Below are 18173 nucleotides of genomic sequence, written 5' to 3'. Positions count from 1 at the left end.
GTTAACTACACTTAAAAGTACTTTCTACTTCTCCCTACTGAATTTAGAAGGTGTTTTTTTATAGTTAGCGCAGGCTCGCAAGAGCCACCCCCTAAGCCCAGAACAATGCGGATTCGTTCTGGGCGTTTTTTATGCAAAAGTCGCATTGCACTATTCATTGCTTTTTGATTCTATTAAAGAAAATAGATGAAAAAGGATTGAACATGTTAAAATCATCACGCTTTTTAATTACTGCATTTATCAGTTTAAATGTAAGCGCTCAGAATACTTCATACCAAGGCTTTTCCTACCCAGATAATGCCAGCAACGCAATTAGTATTACTTTTGACGATGCAAGACACAGCCAGGTCGATAATGGTCTATCGTTATTAAATAAATACAAAGTTAAAGCCACTTTTTATGTCTCACCCTTTAATGTTGAGGAACGAGTAAGTAAATGGCAAAAAGCTGTAAAAGATGGTCACGAAATAGCTAACCACACTAATAAGCATTTATGTACTGGTAATTTTGAATGGTTACGTCAACAAGGTTTGTCCTTAGAACAAGCTTCACTTGAGGATATAGAAAAAGATATCATAGACAGCCAACAGTATATTAAGCAAACGTTAGGTGTTGATGCAAAGGCATTCGCATACCCGTGCGGCAACACTTTTGTAGGCCGAGGGGCTAACACTAAAAGCTATGTTCCATTAATAGCCAAACATTTTGACACAGGCCGAACTTGGTTAGACGAAACAGCAAACAACCCCAACTTTACTGACTTTTCACAGTTAACAAGTCTACGGATCGATGGACTAACATTTGCAGAGATTAAGACAATGATAGAACAACATCGAACCAACAATAGCTGGATCATTCTGGCTGGGCATGAAATAGGCAAAGGTGGTCAATACACTACCGATATAAACGCGCTGGAAGAATTAATTAACTACTTACAAAAGCCAGACGCTGGTTACTGGTTAGAAACTGTTAGTGAAGTGTCTAGCTATATTAAGGAACATAGAAAAGACATACACTGATTTTAATCTGTTAAATAATGAAGTGAGTAGCTTACTTACTTCTTTTGCTTCAGATTGAATACTAAGTATTGAAATTATTACAGCTATATTTATAAGCTAGTGTTTGTCTAACTTGCTGAAATTCATTTCCAAATTGAAGCGACAAACATACTATAGCTAAGCGATCCATTCTCTTTGCCATACTAAAAATATTTTTAAATTTATAACCATGTTTGGAAGCTAACTTAAGCTCATTTACGTAAAGCAATTTATACTCAGGAGTTAAATTACTCCAATGCATTAAAGTAACTTGAATAATGCCGAGGTGAGTATTAAATTCATATGGCCCCATTTTTTTCGCTTGTTTGAGATAACCATATACTCGCTCGGAAGGCCCTTCCCGAAAACTTACAACCTGAGCTAAGGCAACCCATGTTTGCGCCCAAGTGTCCCTAAGCTCAATCGATTTTAATAATGCACGTTCAGTTTGCTGATATGTATCGTCAACCTGATTAATTTGCTTAGCGGATAATAAATCAATTTTTGATAAACCTAACATTTTTATATGAGCCAAGAAATGCCAGTAATGAGGATGCTCAGGGTCCAAATCGGTTGCCAACACCATCGCGTTCTCTGCCTCTACAAGTGATATGCTAGAAAAAGTACGTTCTGACTCTTGTGCGATGTTTAGTGCATTAAAATACCATGCATTAGCACGCATACTTTGCAAACTCGTATAAGCAATAAAAAGTACTAAGATAGCTAAAATAAAGCTAGGCACTGTTTTAGACATGTTAAACTGAATCATTAAACAAGCATTCTGTTAATCGTCGAGGGTTAGTAATGAAAAGTGAATTTGCCTGTTCTGCACCTATTAATTGCGACACAGTTTCTTTTGCTTGGCTAAGAACTGGGGGGCGGCGTTTAACTGAGTGAGTATCCGAAGCAATATAACTAACAAGACCATCTTTGAGCATTTGCAATGATATCGCTTTTGCATTTTCTCCCCACTCACCTTGAATACTTGATGCTGTTAGCTGGAACTCGCAGCCTAATTGCTTTAAGTGTTCGATATAATACAAATTAGATTGAATATCGCGGTTACGCTCTGGGTGAGGAATAATCACTCGAATATTATGTTTATCAAGCCATTGAATAAATTTGTCGTAACCTTGCGGCATATGCGAATGAGGCAACTCTAATAACAATACATTTTTATTAGCTATTCGGCCAATAAATGGTAACTGATTTGTCATTATCAATGTCATAAGTTCTATATCGAGGCGAACTTCTGCTGCAGCAGCTAACTTTACTCTAATACCTTCATTTTTCGCATGTAGGCGTAAGTTAGCCAAGCTCTCATAAATATGAGAACTTGAATTATTGAACCTACCTATATGTATATGTGGTGTGGCAACCATATGGGTAATACCATCATCTTCGGCCAGCTTTAATAGCGCTAAAGATTCCTCTAAATCTCTAGCGCCATCATCAATACTCGGCAAAATATGACTATGAATATCAAACATAAACTTACTTAGTTACGCTTGAGGCTTTTCAGGTTGCTGTGAATAATCGTAATAATCATAGTAACCTTGGCTATGCTCATCTTTAGACTTGCTCATATCTACTTGATTAAGTAGTACACCTGCAACGTGAGCTTTAACTTCAAACAAGCGTTCTAGTCCAGCCGTGATAGGTTTAATACGCGTTATATCTGATTTAACAACATATACAACCGAGTCAACACTTTGTGCTATTACTAAAGCGTCACTGACCGCTTGAGTAGGCGGAGTATCAACAATAATATGGTCGTACTTGGCTTTTAATTCATTTAACAATTCAGAAAAACGGCTATTTGATAGAAGCTCAAGTGGGTTAGACGGGATTTGACCACTGGGCATAATTGTCACGCCAGATTGAGAATCTTCATGTACACAATCGGCCAATTGATCTGTGCCAATAATTAAGTTACTCAGACCAGGGTGGAACACGGGTATATCAAACCGCTTTGCTAATGTTGGCTTACGTAAGTCAGCATCAATAAGTAATACCCTTCCCATTTGTGCTAGCGACATTGCTAAATTGGCTGAAGTTGTCGTTTTACCTTCACCTGGGGAAGTAGAAGTAACTGCAATAACCTGATGTGCACGATCAAGATGAGTCAAAAGTAAACTAGTACGGAAAGTACGTACTGATTCTGCAAAGCGACGATAGCTGTCATCTAAATATGCATGGATCGGAAAGAAGCTTTTCTTAGGAATCGCTACATGAGGTAACAAACCTAACATTCGCTGAGCTAGTTTATTTTCAACATCGTTTTTGTTCTTTACAGTGTCATTTAGAGCATCAAAAACAAATGTCATAACCATCGCGAAACCAAAGCTGGCTACAAACGCTAAAATAATAATTAGCTTTTTATTTGGTTTACTTGGGTTTCTCGGTGCATATGCACGGTCTGTAAAGCGAGCTGCTGCTGAACTAAAATCACTCGTTACTTCAGTTTCTTTAGAACGAGATAAAAAGGTATTAAAAATATTACGGTTTGTTTCTACTTCACGCTTTAGCTGGTTATATTGCGTTTCTTTACGCGTAACATCTTGGTACTCTGCACGGATCTTTGCTAAATCACGTTCAAGAGCTGTTACGGTGCGCGAAGTCCTATTCAACTCTTTTTCGATACCTGTAATTAAGCCTTTGATTTGCTTATTAAGGTTCGTTTTTACTGTTGCAAGCTCAGCTTTAGCTGAAATCATTTTAGGGTGTTTTGGACCATAAACCTCAGCCAATTCACTCACCTTTCGCTCAGCTAATACAACTTCACGTTTCACATCCTGTACCACACGATGAGAAGTAATTTCCGGCATACTACCAAGTAACTCAATGTTATTATTGCCATACTCGTTAATAACTCGGTTAATACTTTCCAAATTGTTTTTTGTAGCACGAGCGTCTACGAGTTGCTTAGAGGTTTGCTCTAGCTCTTGAGTTACAAGCCCTGCTATACCCTCAATGTCTACCAGCTTTTGCTCTTCTCGATAGTTTTGTAAACGAACTTCAGAGCTATCTAGTTGAACTCGTAATTCGGATAAGCGGGTATTCAACCAGCTTGAAGCCTGCTGAGTAATTCCCATTTTAGCGCGCATTTGGCTTTCAATGTAAACCTCACCAACAGTATTAGCAACCAACGCAGCAAGCTTAGGATCGCTTGACTCAAAGCTAACTTTCACAAGTTGAGTCTTGCGAATAGGTGAAACGGTCAGATTAGTTCTGAACGTAGCAAGCAAGTCTAACATTTTAAGCTCAGCGAGCTCTCGCTCTGAAAGGTCTGAACGCTCCGCCTTATTCAAAAAAGGCAAGATTTGCTGCGCCATCCCCTTTAACTCATCAGTGAATGAAGGCTTATTCACAAAGTCAGGATGCTCTGCCAAATTTAGCTTGGTAATTACCTCGCGGGCAATACTATCCGACTTGATAACTTCAAACTGGGTTTGATAATATTCTTTTTTTGTTGAATCTAAACCATAAACTTCATCAAAGCTTACAGCTTTAGTTTGTTCTGACTCAATCAGTAAGGTCGCAGAAGCTACATATTTGGGTACCAATGTAAGGGTAACCATCATAGTAAATAGAGTTATAACAATTGCAAAACCTAAAATTTTCCATTTGTTTTGCTTAATAACATTGAGATAAGCGCCTAAATCAATAAGTTCTTCGTTGCTATTAGGCTTTTCTGATAATGAATTCATTTTTAATTACTGCCTTTAACTGCCTAAAACAAACGCTGTTCTATTTTTATAGTGTCACCCGCAGCAATTTGGCTATTTAAATTACCCTTTTGTTGCTGCTCTTTAGTTTTCTCTTTAAAAATAAATATTTTATCGATTGAGGCTCGCTCAGTTAATCCGCCAGCTAATGCAATTGCTTGGTTTACAGTCATTGCAGGTTGATATGCATACGCACCAGGCTCTTTAACCTCACCGTGAATATAAAACGGACGATATTCGACAACTTGGGCATATACATTCGGGTTGACTAAGTAGTCAGGTTGTAAGCCTTCGCTAATAGTTTGCTCTACTTGGGCAATATTTAAACCCACTAGCTTAACCTTTCCTAAGAAGGGGTAATTAATCTCACCACTATTACCTAGCAGTGAGGTTACATCTAGATCGGGCTGGCCAAATACTTTAATTTCTATTTTGTCACCCGCCCCTAAGATGTAGTTTTTTGAATCATCTGCAAAACTACACACACTTAGGAACAAGGCTAAGGCTATTAAAATTTTGACCTTCATTCATTACCCTTTAATGCAAAAGTAAAATTAAGCCCCACAATTACACGATCAAACTCAATATTAGCTTGGTTTGAATTACGATCAATAAAGTCAACGTAACCCGATACCATACCAAAGTTGTTTGCTAGGTAGTTCAAGCCAAGACGTGCATTTTTAACTTTATCTTTACGATTAAAGTTACCCACGTACTCTTGGTCAACATAATTTGCACTTACTACTGAGCTTAAAGATTCGCTCCAATCATGTTGCCATGTAGCTCCATAGACGCTTTCACGAATGTAATCGCCTTGAACGAGGGGATCTTTTGCTGCACGGCTAGTAACTAGTTGTAATGATGTATAAGAAAGTGGCTTCCATACAACCGCAGCTTCCCAGCTTAAACCACTGAAATTATCGCGAAGGTTTGACTCGAAATCTTTGTTTTGATAACCAATTTTAAACGAACCGGTTGTAATGGCAGTCGCTTCCCACTCCATACCTAATAATACTTTTACGTCATCTGAGTCACGCGAGATACCATTAGAATCAATTACATCGTAACGATAGTTTTCCTGCTTTACTTCTATAAAAGCACGGCTACCAGCTTGAGTATTGTAATAACCAGTAATACCAAGCATAGGTTTGTCGTAATCACGAAAACGAGATATCTCAGAAAAGTTTTCATAATTCTTATTATAGTAACCAGCAGTTAAAGCTACTTGTGCTTTAGAGCTGAGAGCACCGTACTCATACCTAGCAGAAAAACTCTGCTGCTTATAAGTGATCAAGTCATCAATAGTATTACCTTGACCCTCTGTCAAACCTGCACCACGTGCTTCTGACAACCAGTCGGCATCACCTTTTACATCTAAACGGTGCTTACTTGTAAACTCTTTGTGCATACCTGCACCTAAGTTTATTTGCGTAAAGTTATCAGTTGTATCTTTATTATGCAGAGATGAGCGTGTTGCAACATCAAACTCATAATTATCTGGGCCATCTTCAAACAGCGCATTTAAGCTTGGCGCTATTTCCCATATCAAGCGAGATCGGGTGTCTGATGGCGTCATAAAAAAGTTGTCATTGCTACTAACACCTAATTGGAGCGTAGGAGTAAGCTCTGCACCATCCTCAGTCATGAAACTGCCCGGTTTTAATTCAACTGCAACCGCAGGTGCAGATAAACCCAGTGCAATAGGTAAAAATAAAATTGTATTAGTACGCATTTTCACTTTTAAATCCCTTAAAAATTGTCATAAAAATTATTTTTACATCAAGCCATAAAGACCAGTGCTTGATGTAATGTAAATCGTATTCAACTCGCTTAGTCATCTTATCAAGCGTATCTGTTTCACCACGCCAACCGTTAATTTGAGCCCAACCAGTAATACCTGGTTTTGCTTTGTGTCTAATCATATAAAAATCGACTTTGGCTCTGTATTCTTCATTATGCGCTACAGCATGTGGTCTTGGACCAACTATCGACATTTCACCTCTTAAAACATTGATGAATTGCGGTAACTCATCAAGACTTGTTCTTCTTAAGAAGCCACCAAGCTTAGTAATACGTGCATCATTTTTTGTCGCCTGTGTAACTACATCACTATTTTCAGTGACAGTCATAGATCTAAACTTCCACACTTTGATTTTTCGCCCATCTAAGCCATATCGGTCTTGTTTGAAAATTATGTTTCCCGGAGACGTCAGCTTAACTGCAGCAGCGATCACCAACAGTAATGGTGAAATTAATAGAAGAATTAATGAAGAAACAATAATATCTTCAGTGCGCTTAATAAACTCTTGTGCACCAATTAAAGGTGATTCAAAGACACTCAATGTATCTACATTACCGACATGTTCAATTCTTGCGTGAATCAAATTAGAAAGTAAGAAGTCAGGTATTACATGAACATCAACTGTCGTATTACCAAGCTGCAATAAAATATCAGCAATACGCTTTTCAGCTTTTAATGGTAATGCAATATAAAGTATATCGATCTGTCCATCTCGTGCCCTGTCAATAGCATTTTGAATGGTCCCTTCTACGTCATAATTTGCAGCTTTTTCAAACAAACGTTCTGGCTTACGGTCATCAAAGAAGCCCATAAACTTAAAACCTAACTCGCTATTTTTTTCAATTTCTTTATGTAAATACGCTGCCCCTTCAGTTGCACCAACAATTGCAACATTACGAAGATTTAAACCTAAGCGACGTTTATTACGTTTATATAGATGAACTGCCAAACGCCAGCTGAATAAAAGTAGCAAGCTAACAAAAAACCAAATTGTTAACCCTAAGCGAGACAGTACCTCTGTAAACTTAAAAACAAATGAAATACAGAACATCGTAGAAAATGCAACGACTAAAGAAACCCAAGAGCATAAGACCATGCTTCTGAATTTGCCCGCACGCCATGAACGGTAAGTAGATAATATTTCCGCACAATACATATAAGTAATTGTGATGGATAATGCAGCTGCAAGATAAGCTGAAGTAAAATGGATAGTATAAATACTATTTGCTATTTGAAATGCAACAAAAAGAGATAACAAGTCAAATAAGCGATAAAAATTTGCATCTGAAGAACTAGATGGTTTAAATGTTCTGCTTCTGTTCACTATATCTTCCTTGAACGGCAAATAACTAAAAAAAATCAGCTGCAATAATATAGTGGCAAGAGCAACAGATCAACTAGAAATAAGTATAAAGTGCCAAGAAAATAATTGCATTAAACAGAAGTATAAAACAGAAACATTCATGAAAATGAACGCAATATAAACAAAAATAAACTCAACATTATTAAATTAAACAATTCAGGGAAGGTTCACCTCCATTTATTATTCAAACAAACAAAGGGATAGAAGCAGTTTCTTTTCATGTATTTTTTCAAAAAAGACAAAATCGAACAAATTACATTCAAAATAAAATTGAAACATTGGGTTTTATTTACAAAAAACGAATTGCAGCAAGCTAAATTATTCACAATAAATAAACATATTTAAGCAATAAACATGAATATTACTCATATTAATTTAATGTGACAGTAGTGACATTATATTACTTAATATGGGCGAAATCACATCAAGTTACCAATAAAAAAAGGTGAGTAAAACCAAATTCCCTCATCCACTTTAGCTATTCTAATTTAACAGGGAGTTAAACCAGTCCCACAGCCCAAAAGAAAAGCCAGAAAATATATCAATTCCCAATGCGGATTTTGCTAGATATAAGGTTACTAATATAATTAAGATGACGAACGAAACTGCCACACTTAAAATTACTGCTTGCCCAAACTTAGCTACTTTCTGCTCTTGAGAAGTTAACTTACGCCTATTTCGGCCTGCCAAAAATACATAGTAGTACCGGTATTTAAATAATTTAATGACACCTCGCAGGTCAACAGCATGATTCCCCCATTGCCTTGCGCCAATTGCAATTTTCAAATGCATTAACTGCTCATCAGTAAATGTATCTTGAATATCCTCAGGCATTCTTTCCATCAAGCTTCTAATTGCAGGGTCATCGCGTAAATCAGCCAAAGTAAACCTTTTAAATCCATTTTAAAATGAGCGCTATTCTAACAAAATGAGCCAATTAAAAAAGTTAATTGGCTCGTTAAGATGAATGATTTAATTTAGATTACCAGAACGGAAAGTATTTGATTGTTCCCAACTGTTCTCTTGCTGTAAAGGCAACGAGCCATCTTGATTTATATTCGAACCAGAGAAAGAATGTTGATTCCAAATACGTGTAGCAGGTGACCACTTACAGCTTGCTGAGGTTTTAACAGAAATACCATTAGTTCCCGTTTTACCACTTGGCAAAAGTAATGTATTGGAAACAGAAATAATTTCTCCAGAACCATCACCGTCTAAATCGACTACTATTGGGTATTCCCAAATTGTACCTGAAGACTGCGCCGACGTATAAATTAATCTATTTTCCAATCCACTAAATATATTCAAACCAGTTTCATCAATGTTAACAATCTCATCTTTACCATCACCATTGAAGTCATACGTTATAACACCGGCTCGTTTACTTGAAGGATCATTAACTGCAAAGGAATTAATTAAAACACCGTCTTTATTCAAAACCTTAATCAATTCACCACCTGCAACAACAATATCAGGTTCGCCATTGCCATCAACATCACCAATAGACGGAACACCGCCACCTGAGTCATCTGCTTGATACTCCCAGATAACTGAGCCATCATGTTCTAGAAGCTTAACAGTGCCATCCAAATCAGTCAGCACGACTTCTGGGTATGCATCATTGTCAAAGTTACCAATTGCTGAGAAGCCTTGTTGTGTATTTTGGTTCCATAGAATATGTCCATCTTTAGTGTATAAAACACCATTTACTAAGACTTCTTGTTGGCCATCTAGATCTGCATCAAAAGCGATAGAATCAATCATAGCAAAATTGCCTTTATTATAATCCACTGGCTTTTTAAGTTTAATGATTGAATTATCATCAAGATTTACAATACTATTACCAATAATAAATTCAGCAGAACCATCTCCATCAAGATCAGATATGGTCGAATTCCCATATGCAAAGCCTTTTGGAATAGCCTTAATCAATTCACCAGCATTACTATAAATCTTATAGCTGTGATCAGAGGAATCCCTTACTATAACCTCAACTAATCCATCATTATTAATATCTGCAGCAGAGATAGAATAAGTTGAACTCGCTTTAACTGTTTTGTAGTCAAAAGATCCGTCAAGGTTTTCAGTTTTCCATAATTCTTCACCATCGATACCGCTAAACGCTCGAACAATGCCCTGTGCACGATAATTAGCAATATTAAAAGTTACAGCTAAAATATCCGTCACATCTTTTTCATCAATTACGCCATCGCCATTATCATCATTTAGATTTACAGCTATCGGCGTTGAAATAACTTGGTCAAACTCGGGCATAAACTCACTGCCAGTCCAACTCCATTTATCAGTAACATCAATATCATTACATACTGGCTCAGTGATTTCAGGTAAGTTACCGCTGAATTCACCGCCTAACAAAGTCATTGAACCATAAAAGCTTTGACCAATAATTGGCATCTTAGCGACACCATGAACACCTCTAATATCAGCAAACGGAGCTAAAACAACGCCTTGCCAACGATTCCCTTTGATATCAAGTTTTTTGGCATTCGCAAAGTTGAATACAGTTTTAGTTGCATGATCATGTAAACTCGCAAAGCTTTTACCTTTTACAACAACATTATCATCGCCGCTAATATTAAAAACGACTGTTGCACCATGGGGGATCCCTGACACAGCGAAGGTATGTGCCTTAGCAAAATCCCGTGCGTCTAAGTTAAATACTTGTCTAGCAGAATTACCATCACCTTCTAAGTAAAGGCCGCCCCACATACTCTTTACAGTACCCGTCGTTGAAAGAGCACTTAATTCAGTACTTAAATCTTTATAGTATTGTTCTTGCTCATCAAAGTTGAATGGCATTGCAGATTCACTTTGATTCGATAGGATTTTAGAGCCCCACTCCATGCCCCACCGAACACTCCAATTAATATCCGCAGCACCGCTGGCGATCATACTGCCCACATATTGACGACCTGATTTGAAAGCGATAGTAGATTCACTAATTAAATAATATTCGCCAGCATTGTAAGGTCTTGTATAACCAACACTGTATCCTTTCAGACTTATCTCACCTGCTGCTATTGCGCCCTCAGCACGGCCTGAATTAGATTTAAAATCCTCAAAAACAAACGCAGAAAAATTATTGGCAACGCCTAAGTCTGCAGCCAAAGTTGTTGAGCTTGCTAAACTAATAGCAATCACTGTGCTTAGCTTTTTTAATTTTAGTAAAGAGTTAGTCATTATTTCCCTCGTAATGAAAGTGCGTCAATAACACCAAAAACTGTGTGTTCAGCTTATAGTCATGTCCATGATTTAATTGCAGCGCATTATATATACAAATTAAATGCAAATAAACAAAAGACACTACAAAAGTACCACTTTAATGTTCCACAAAAAAGTACAAAACACAAAAATCAGTAAGTTAGGTAATAAAGAAGGATAAAACAAACTAAAAAACAACCCTAAAAGACTACTTTAAAGTTAATTTAATGTTAACCGAATTAAGAGGGGGTTCTTGAAAGCACGATCCAAACTTTTAGCTGAACTCAGTGGACTTGTCTGTTAGATGACAATCTCGAGCAATATTTCTATTTAGAAGAAAACCTGTCAGTGACTCAATCAACCAACAGGTTTAGGGCTTTTTCTTTTATTGCAGATAGTGTTTGTTAGGTAATCTTTATAACCGATTGGAGGTTAGTTATTTAAACTCTATTTTCAATAGCCAATAATATATTTACTCTTATCATTGAGTAACTTTTTCAAGAATATCGCTATCAGCATACTGAGTATCACAAACGTGAGCGATAGAGCAATGAAATATACCCACTGAAAAAACGCCGTATCAGGAGTTGGCAGTTTTAAGTTTCTAAATATAAAGATTAGATAAGGATGTATGAAGAACACTGCAAAACTTGTACTCGCAAGATTGTCGAAAAACAAATTACTTTTTGAGTACTTTTCTAGCAATGAGAAGAAAAAGAAAGAGAGAAATAACTTTTGCAGAAACATCAGATCGATGCCGCCAAATTCAAAAAATGGCTTATGGTAGCTCCCTACATCACCTAAATAGGTCTGAACCAGTGTGAAACTAATTGATAATAAAAACAGCAGCCAAAATCGATTACCTTGAAAAGTGTTTAACAAAGGTTCTCTATACTGGGATACCACGGCACCAATTAGATAAATTGGGAAAAAAAACACGACAGAATGCAAGTGGTTCATATTATCGACAGGTCTATGAATAAAAATTGACACGCATGAAAGAACAAGAATGAGTGACACCTTAAATTTAAAATCTTTTTTAAGTATAAGAACCACTAATGGCGAGAGTAAAAATAAGAGTAACGCAAAAGGGATATACCAATACGCAGTCATAAAGCGGCCTGTTACTTCATATTTAAGAAAAGGTACCATAAACTGTGATATAGCTCCTTCTGAGTGAGGCAAAAAATAGCCATCAGAAATTGGGTTAGATACATATATATATAAGCAGATTGGTATGATCGACAATAATAAATATGGCCATACCAGCTTTGAAGCTCTGGAGAAATAAAATTTAGAAAAAGTAAACTTTTTTAAAAATACAACTTCAAAAAGAAAGCCTGAAATGAAAACAAAGAGAATGGTACCACCAGATAACAGATTTCTAAAAAACACTTCCCAAAAACTATCTAAAGCGACACCTGAAACATCGAAAGAATGACCGAAGACGATAAACATAATGGCGATCGCACGGAAATTATTAATTGAATTATAAAACAAACTATGACCTTTTAAATTGGTTCAATTTCAATATTACTAATCTTCCCTGAAAAGCCAGATTTACCTGAGGAAAATCTTAAGCGGCCAAACTCAGGCTTACAAATAGGTACCCTACTATAAAAAACTCCCGTATCGTTGATACTTTTATGGAAATCGCCAATATTGATATAGGCTGATCCTTCATTCACTTGAACTTCGTATTCAAGTAAATATATAGGATACTGTAACTTCGTTTTAATAAAATAATCTCCAGTAACTAAGAAATCATCAGCTTCATAATTCTCAACGGTTACATTATTAGGCCAAATATTGTCACCTAACTCTTCCACGCTATATTGGTCAAAATTAGTTTCGGATAGTATCGGTTTTAAAGAAATAGATTGCATCGCACCAGTAAACATTGTTTGCGTACTTACTACAGAAACCATATCCTCTGTAGGCTCACAAACAATTGCTACAAAAGAATTATCTCCCTCTTTTGTAATTGGAATGCTTGAATCTCCGATGTTAAAAATTGGGGTACCCGATTCTATTTCGGCATCAAAACTTACACGGTATAAAGCATAGTTTAAATCCCTGTTATTATAGCTCCCGCCAATAATAGAGTATGGCTCTGTCATATCAGCAACGATATCTCCATCATGCCATATATTGTTGCCACTTGGGTTTACAGAAGAAGACATACCGGGAGTTTGAGGAGTTATCTCTATAGAAAATTGCACTAACCAGTTATGCAGCGGCTGCTGATCCACAGAAGAAATTAATGTCGATGTATCTCTGATATTAGTCACTGGGGTTTTCTGGTTTGCAGTGTTATACCTGTCATCCAAGGTAAAGCCACTGTCTATCTTTCCCCCCACCTCCAGCGTGGTATTGAACTCAAGCGTTAACGTATCACCCTGAATTGATACTTGAGGAATGTATTCTATATTATTTGGAGAAATATACTTTAGACCGTAGCCTGGTGCTTCTGGCAAAGTATGAGTGTCAACAGTTAAATCCCCCTCTGGAACATGTAATTTCACAAAGGCTTTATTATTTTCTATTTTTAAAGATTCAGGTTGTAGTGGTTTCCATTTTTTATTGGATTCAAATGTAGAAAAGATTGCTTTTGCAAAATACTCACCTTGTAGAATATACCCTTTTGTATTTAAGTGGGTTCTTTCATCAGGTCTGTTAAAGTAATTTCTATTAAGAAAGTACTTTGGCATCACTAGAGAGACGGTTTCGTTATCGTTTGCAAATTCCCACAATGAAACAGCAATATCATGCCCATAACTAACGCCGGTTTGATCCACGAATAATATAGGATTGCGGGTTTTAGAAGAGGTAGTTTGTACTTTATTTTGGTAAGCATTATATAACTTACCAAGCTTTTGCTTATAGTCCTGTAAATTAGAATTTGCGTTAGATTCACCATGTATCCAAGTAATAAAAGGAACATTAAAACTTTCACCACTTTGAGCAGCTAACCTTTCCCCTGCTCTTAGCATTGTGAGCCCATTTTCAAATGGTTCAGTACCATATTCAAGTTTACTTATCTTTTGCCCTCCACGACCATGGGGAGCATAAACAAACTTAGGAAAAGGTTTGTTTTCAATAGAATATAAATACTCCAACATTTTGAACATTGAGTATGCATGTGTTTGTCTAGTCACATCTTTCAAAGGTTCCAAAAACCTCACGTCACTTTCTACTAACCTTTGATAATATCGAGGCGCAGTGGTCCTTACACCGTTGAACAAAAATACTTTGTTAGGATTAACTTCATTAGGGAAAATTATCGGATTCAAGTCTTGATCAGTGTGCCCTATACTTAATGACTGACCTGATGCTAAGACTAAATTGTAATCATCAATAGCGGCGAGGCTATTAGATGAGATAAAAAGAAGTAAAAATAAAATTAAATAGCGTCTCATTTTTCTTTACTTAAAACCATATAAATAACAGGGATTATAGAGTAGCCAGCTACACCGGATAAAAACGAGGCCTCAAATAAAGAGGTAATAACAATATAAACAGCCATCGAGTTACCCAATCTATTCTTGCATTTTACAACGAGATTATAGCCGAGAATTGCAGTTATACATAACATGCCACCAAGACCAAGACAAAAAAAAGCTTGTAAGACTAAGTTATGCGCATGAGCAGGTGTATAGCCAATAATATCTTCTAACGTTGGCAAAGCCAAAGACGTTACACCTATGCCATAGCCAGTAAAAGGCCTATCAAGTGCCATATCAAATACAGCTGGCCAGATATATGTTCTCCCTGTGAACGTGAGAACTTCTTCAGGATCACCGTGACGGGATACATGCTCAAGGAAACCATAGAAATCAAATGCAGCATATATTATTAATAAAGAGGTAAAAATTACACCTGATAAAATCACAAATAAAATAAACTTATTTCTTTTGTATAAAAATAAAGAAGAAAAAACAAATGATATAAAAGCGGTCTTACTATCGCTTAATAGTAAAGCAATTAAAGACAAGCCAAATGCAACTATAAAAAAAGACTTAGAGATAATGCTCTTGTTAAATGCATGTAACAAAAACAAGCAATATACGGCACAAAATCCCCCCATTGCATTCGATGTAGAGAAAACCCCACTCATACGCGGGCTCACAAATAAAACATCATTTAACCAATAAATATGTCTCCCTAAGTCGGGTAATGCCAAATAATAAAAGTATGAGAAACAAACAACTACGAAGAATGACAAAGAAATTGAATACAGGAGAAAGTCATCTCCAAACCTACTTTTTACATACTTAAAATAAAAATAAAAGGCAGCATAGGAAAGCACTACAACAAAGCTACGAAAAGGAAGCATTGAAAAAGGAAGCATCAAAATAGCTAAGAGAATAAAGGCAACAAATAACAACTCATGATTGTTAGACACCCTAAAACCAAATTTATAAAAATATATAAATGCGATTAAAATGCCTCCTCCCCATGCCATTAGTCTTAACACGATTTGAAAATCGACACTATCACTTCCATATTCGCGTATTCTAAAAACAAATAAAGAAAAGATAATAAACATTGAAAAAAGAAATAAGTTAAAGAGCCTTACCCTATTCATTGTCGACTCCTTTCATAACAATCAAATAATAAGTAATCGCCAAAAACAGCCACCCCAAAAAAATAGAAAATGATGGTGAAATTTGTACATGAAGAAATAAATTCAATAATAAAAGAGATGACACACCTAAGCCTGATAATAGGTATAGCGAATTCATCTTTTTATACATATTTTTTTTCACGAGCAGCATTTCAACACTTCTAGAGCAGGATAAACAAGTAAGGATACCTGCCCAGAACAGTAGATCACCAAGCTTAGGAACAGCCTGATCGGCATACACAACTGGAAATAAATAAACAGCTATTAATAGACAAATAGATGAGGCAACTAAAGAAATCAGCATATATTTTTTGAACAAACTCTTTACAAATGTGTGTGCATCATCTTTTAAACTGGCGAGTTTTCTTTGATCAACAGCCTCCAGTGACTTAATCAAAATTTGTACTGGTTGAAACACAGAGCGAGCAATGAACAGTACAGAAGAAATTGTTGCAGGATATAAAGCCGATACTAACAAAAACGGGGAATGTACGAGTAATAATTGAGAGATGGATTGCACATTTCGATTTAATAAATGTCGTGTGTCACGAAACCAAAAAAAAATGTCTAACTTCTGCTCACCCGAGTTTGCTTTTTTAAATGTGACGAAAAGCGTGATTACAATTAATTCTAGTGCAAATAAACATAAATAGGTGTTTATCAAAAGCTCTATAGATAAACCACTAAACAATAAAGAAACTGCAAAAGTAGATACCAAAACAACAGATACCAAAGCAGGTAAAAAGTACAGCTTACTTACCATAAGTAGATATCTAAATGATTCATGTATAAATAAAAAAGCGAATAAAGCTGGAGCTAGTAGCCACTGCCCCTGATATGAAAATGCAAAATAGGTGCTAATAAAAATTAACACTAAAAAAAGCACTAATAGGAAAAGTGAGCAACTCAGAAACTCAATTATCCTGATTTTACTGCTCTTATCTTCTTTTAAATTAAAAGGAATAAGTACAATTGTTCTTTGAAAAGATAAGAAAATTAATGCCAGTGTCATAGCAACACCAAACATGACTACTGACTCATTCCCTTCATACTTGAGTAAAAGAAACGTAATTAAAAAGTTAGCACCCGAAGACAATAGCGAGTCAATCAATAAAGATAATTTATACTTCATCATCTATCATTTTTTTAATATATAAACCAAGGCTCTCTGTATCTTTCTCTTTTTCAGTCGTGAAGAAGTCATTCGTCTCGCTTAGTTTCTCGATCTCCTCGAAAGTCTGTTCTAAGTCTTCTAAATCACGGCACACTCTCATTAAGCTCGTTGATGAGGTCAATGGCTCAAATCTTGAAATAGTATCGAGTTGGTGATCATTTCTGTGCTCACCAAACCTAGCTAATCTAGGTACAACAATAAGCTTTTTATTTAATTCCAAACATTGAATAATGGTTCCCATACCGGCGTGAGCAATTACTATATCGCACCACTCTAGTTTCGCCTTGTACTCATTCGAACTCAAAAAATCAATCACTTGAATACCATCATAAGTATTCGAATCTTCACCAACCTGAGCAAAAACATCCAAACTTAGTGATTTATTAATATCGCTGATAGCCTCGATCAGTCGTTTAAAAGGTAATTGCGCACCCACAGTTACAAGCACTTTCATTATATAACTCGACCCTTGTATTCAACATTATCACCAGCTAAATCTGGCCATTGGGTTAATGTTTTATGTGCAAATTTCTTTGCCATTCGTCCCGAAGCAGATAATTGTTTTGTATTAGCAATACTATCTACCCACATGGTTTTTCTAAGTAATAGTCGGCCTATTACGATAGAAATTAACCCAGGCATTGCGCCTGTGGTTACTATCCATTTAGGTTTATGCTTTAAGACAAGTTTTAACATCTGAAAAGCGATGATTGGTGAACGGATTAATGTGTCTCTTGACACATCCTCAATTAGGGTTTCATTCTCAAAAGAAGGTGTATCGTGCGCATTTACTTTTGTTCGCACAAATAAAATGTCATTAGAATCAAAGTTAGCTTGTTTCATGATTCTGCTCAATTGCACATAATGACCACCCGTAGATGCAATTGCTATGAGCTTCTTACTCATTAATTAATATTCCTAAAGCTTTCGTTTTAATATTTGTACGAATTGCGACTGCAGGATTTCCTGCGACAATTGTCCCTGAACTTACATCCTTTGTCACAACAGCTCCTGCCGCAACAATACAGGAATCGCCCAAAGTAACTCCTGGCATTATGATTGAGTTACCACCAATGAAACAATTTTCACCTATTCTCACGTCTTTATGAATGTCTCGGCACATATCATGGGTGAGAATTACCGACCCAAATGCAATATAAGTACCCGCACCGATATGAACACCTTTAGGGTTTGTTTTATCTAGCTTCGCTTTCAATGAAA

Annotated in this window: 16 protein-coding genes; 1 reads left to right on the top strand and 15 read right to left on the bottom strand. The window is 36.3% G+C overall.

Going from position 1 to position 18173, the window contains the following annotated elements:
• The first annotated feature begins 203 nt into the window (after positions 1–203).
• On the top strand, positions 204–1019 hold the full coding sequence (locus tag L3V38_RS04155) for a polysaccharide deacetylase family protein (protein WP_237118472.1): 816 nt from the start codon (positions 204–206) through the stop codon (positions 1017–1019).
• 61 nt (positions 1020–1080) lie between these two features.
• Here L3V38_RS04155 and L3V38_RS04150 read toward each other — a convergent pair whose 3' ends face one another.
• From L3V38_RS04150 to L3V38_RS04080, 15 genes are all read right to left on the bottom strand, one after another.
• Positions 1081–1791 carry a VpsP family polysaccharide biosynthesis protein gene (locus L3V38_RS04150; RefSeq protein WP_237118471.1) on the bottom strand — a complete coding sequence of 237 codons (711 nt, stop codon included), beginning with the start codon at positions 1789–1791 and terminating at the stop codon, positions 1081–1083.
• 1 nt (position 1792) lies between these two features.
• The gene (locus L3V38_RS04145) at positions 1793–2527 is read right to left on the bottom strand and encodes a CpsB/CapC family capsule biosynthesis tyrosine phosphatase (RefSeq protein ID WP_237118470.1); all 735 of its coding nucleotides are present in this window, start codon (positions 2525–2527) and stop codon (positions 1793–1795) included.
• Positions 2528–2539: 12 nt separating this feature from the next.
• On the bottom strand, positions 2540–4747 hold the full coding sequence (locus L3V38_RS04140; RefSeq protein WP_237118469.1) for a polysaccharide biosynthesis tyrosine autokinase: 2208 nt from the start codon (positions 4745–4747) through the stop codon (positions 2540–2542).
• A gap of 23 nt (positions 4748–4770) precedes the next feature.
• Entirely contained in the window at positions 4771–5292 is a 522-nt protein-coding gene (locus tag L3V38_RS04135) for a polysaccharide biosynthesis/export family protein (protein WP_130149995.1), read from the bottom strand.
• Positions 5289–6503, bottom strand: coding sequence for an outer membrane beta-barrel protein (locus L3V38_RS04130; RefSeq protein WP_130149996.1), 1215 nt, complete (start codon positions 6501–6503; stop codon positions 5289–5291). The genes L3V38_RS04135 and L3V38_RS04130 overlap by 4 nt, the downstream gene beginning before the upstream one ends.
• Entirely contained in the window at positions 6487–7890 is a 1404-nt protein-coding gene (locus tag L3V38_RS04125) for an undecaprenyl-phosphate glucose phosphotransferase (RefSeq protein ID WP_130149997.1), read from the bottom strand. The genes L3V38_RS04130 and L3V38_RS04125 overlap by 17 nt, the downstream gene beginning before the upstream one ends.
• Before the next feature lie 522 nt (positions 7891–8412).
• Complete coding sequence (locus tag L3V38_RS04120; RefSeq protein ID WP_130149998.1) at positions 8413–8811, bottom strand: 3-phosphoshikimate 1-carboxyvinyltransferase; 399 nt, start codon at positions 8809–8811, stop codon at positions 8413–8415.
• A 90-nt stretch (positions 8812–8901) separates the two neighbouring features.
• On the bottom strand, positions 8902–11130 hold the full coding sequence (locus tag L3V38_RS04115) for a choice-of-anchor A family protein (protein WP_237118467.1): 2229 nt from the start codon (positions 11128–11130) through the stop codon (positions 8902–8904).
• 474 nt (positions 11131–11604) lie between these two features.
• Positions 11605–12651 carry an acyltransferase gene (locus L3V38_RS04110; RefSeq protein WP_130150000.1) on the bottom strand — a complete coding sequence of 349 codons (1047 nt, stop codon included), beginning with the start codon at positions 12649–12651 and terminating at the stop codon, positions 11605–11607.
• Between the two features lie 11 nt (positions 12652–12662).
• Positions 12663–14570 carry a hypothetical protein gene (locus L3V38_RS04105; protein WP_130150001.1) on the bottom strand — a complete coding sequence of 636 codons (1908 nt, stop codon included), beginning with the start codon at positions 14568–14570 and terminating at the stop codon, positions 12663–12665.
• Positions 14567–15739, bottom strand: coding sequence for an O-antigen ligase family protein (locus L3V38_RS04100; RefSeq protein WP_237118466.1), 1173 nt, complete (start codon positions 15737–15739; stop codon positions 14567–14569). Before L3V38_RS04100 ends, L3V38_RS04105 begins: the two co-directional genes overlap by 4 nt.
• On the bottom strand, positions 15732–16910 hold the full coding sequence (locus tag L3V38_RS04095; RefSeq protein WP_237118465.1) for a hypothetical protein: 1179 nt from the start codon (positions 16908–16910) through the stop codon (positions 15732–15734). Before L3V38_RS04095 ends, L3V38_RS04100 begins: the two co-directional genes overlap by 8 nt.
• On the bottom strand, positions 16900–17406 hold the full coding sequence (locus tag L3V38_RS04090; protein ID WP_130150004.1) for a glycosyltransferase: 507 nt from the start codon (positions 17404–17406) through the stop codon (positions 16900–16902). The genes L3V38_RS04095 and L3V38_RS04090 overlap by 11 nt, the downstream gene beginning before the upstream one ends.
• The gene (locus L3V38_RS04085) at positions 17406–17858 is read right to left on the bottom strand and encodes an oligosaccharide biosynthesis protein Alg14 (protein WP_130150005.1); all 453 of its coding nucleotides are present in this window, start codon (positions 17856–17858) and stop codon (positions 17406–17408) included. Before L3V38_RS04085 ends, L3V38_RS04090 begins: the two co-directional genes overlap by 1 nt.
• Positions 17851–18168, bottom strand: a complete 318-nt coding sequence (locus L3V38_RS04080) for a DapH/DapD/GlmU-related protein (RefSeq protein WP_228074465.1) — start codon at positions 18166–18168, stop codon at positions 17851–17853. The genes L3V38_RS04085 and L3V38_RS04080 overlap by 8 nt, the downstream gene beginning before the upstream one ends.
• Positions 18169–18173: the final 5 nt, after the last annotated feature.

It is taken from the genome of Pseudoalteromonas sp. L1 (genome assembly GCF_021728095.1).
Taxonomy (GTDB): domain Bacteria; phylum Pseudomonadota; class Gammaproteobacteria; order Enterobacterales; family Alteromonadaceae; genus Pseudoalteromonas.
This window is presented reverse-complemented; position numbering and strand designations above follow the sequence as displayed.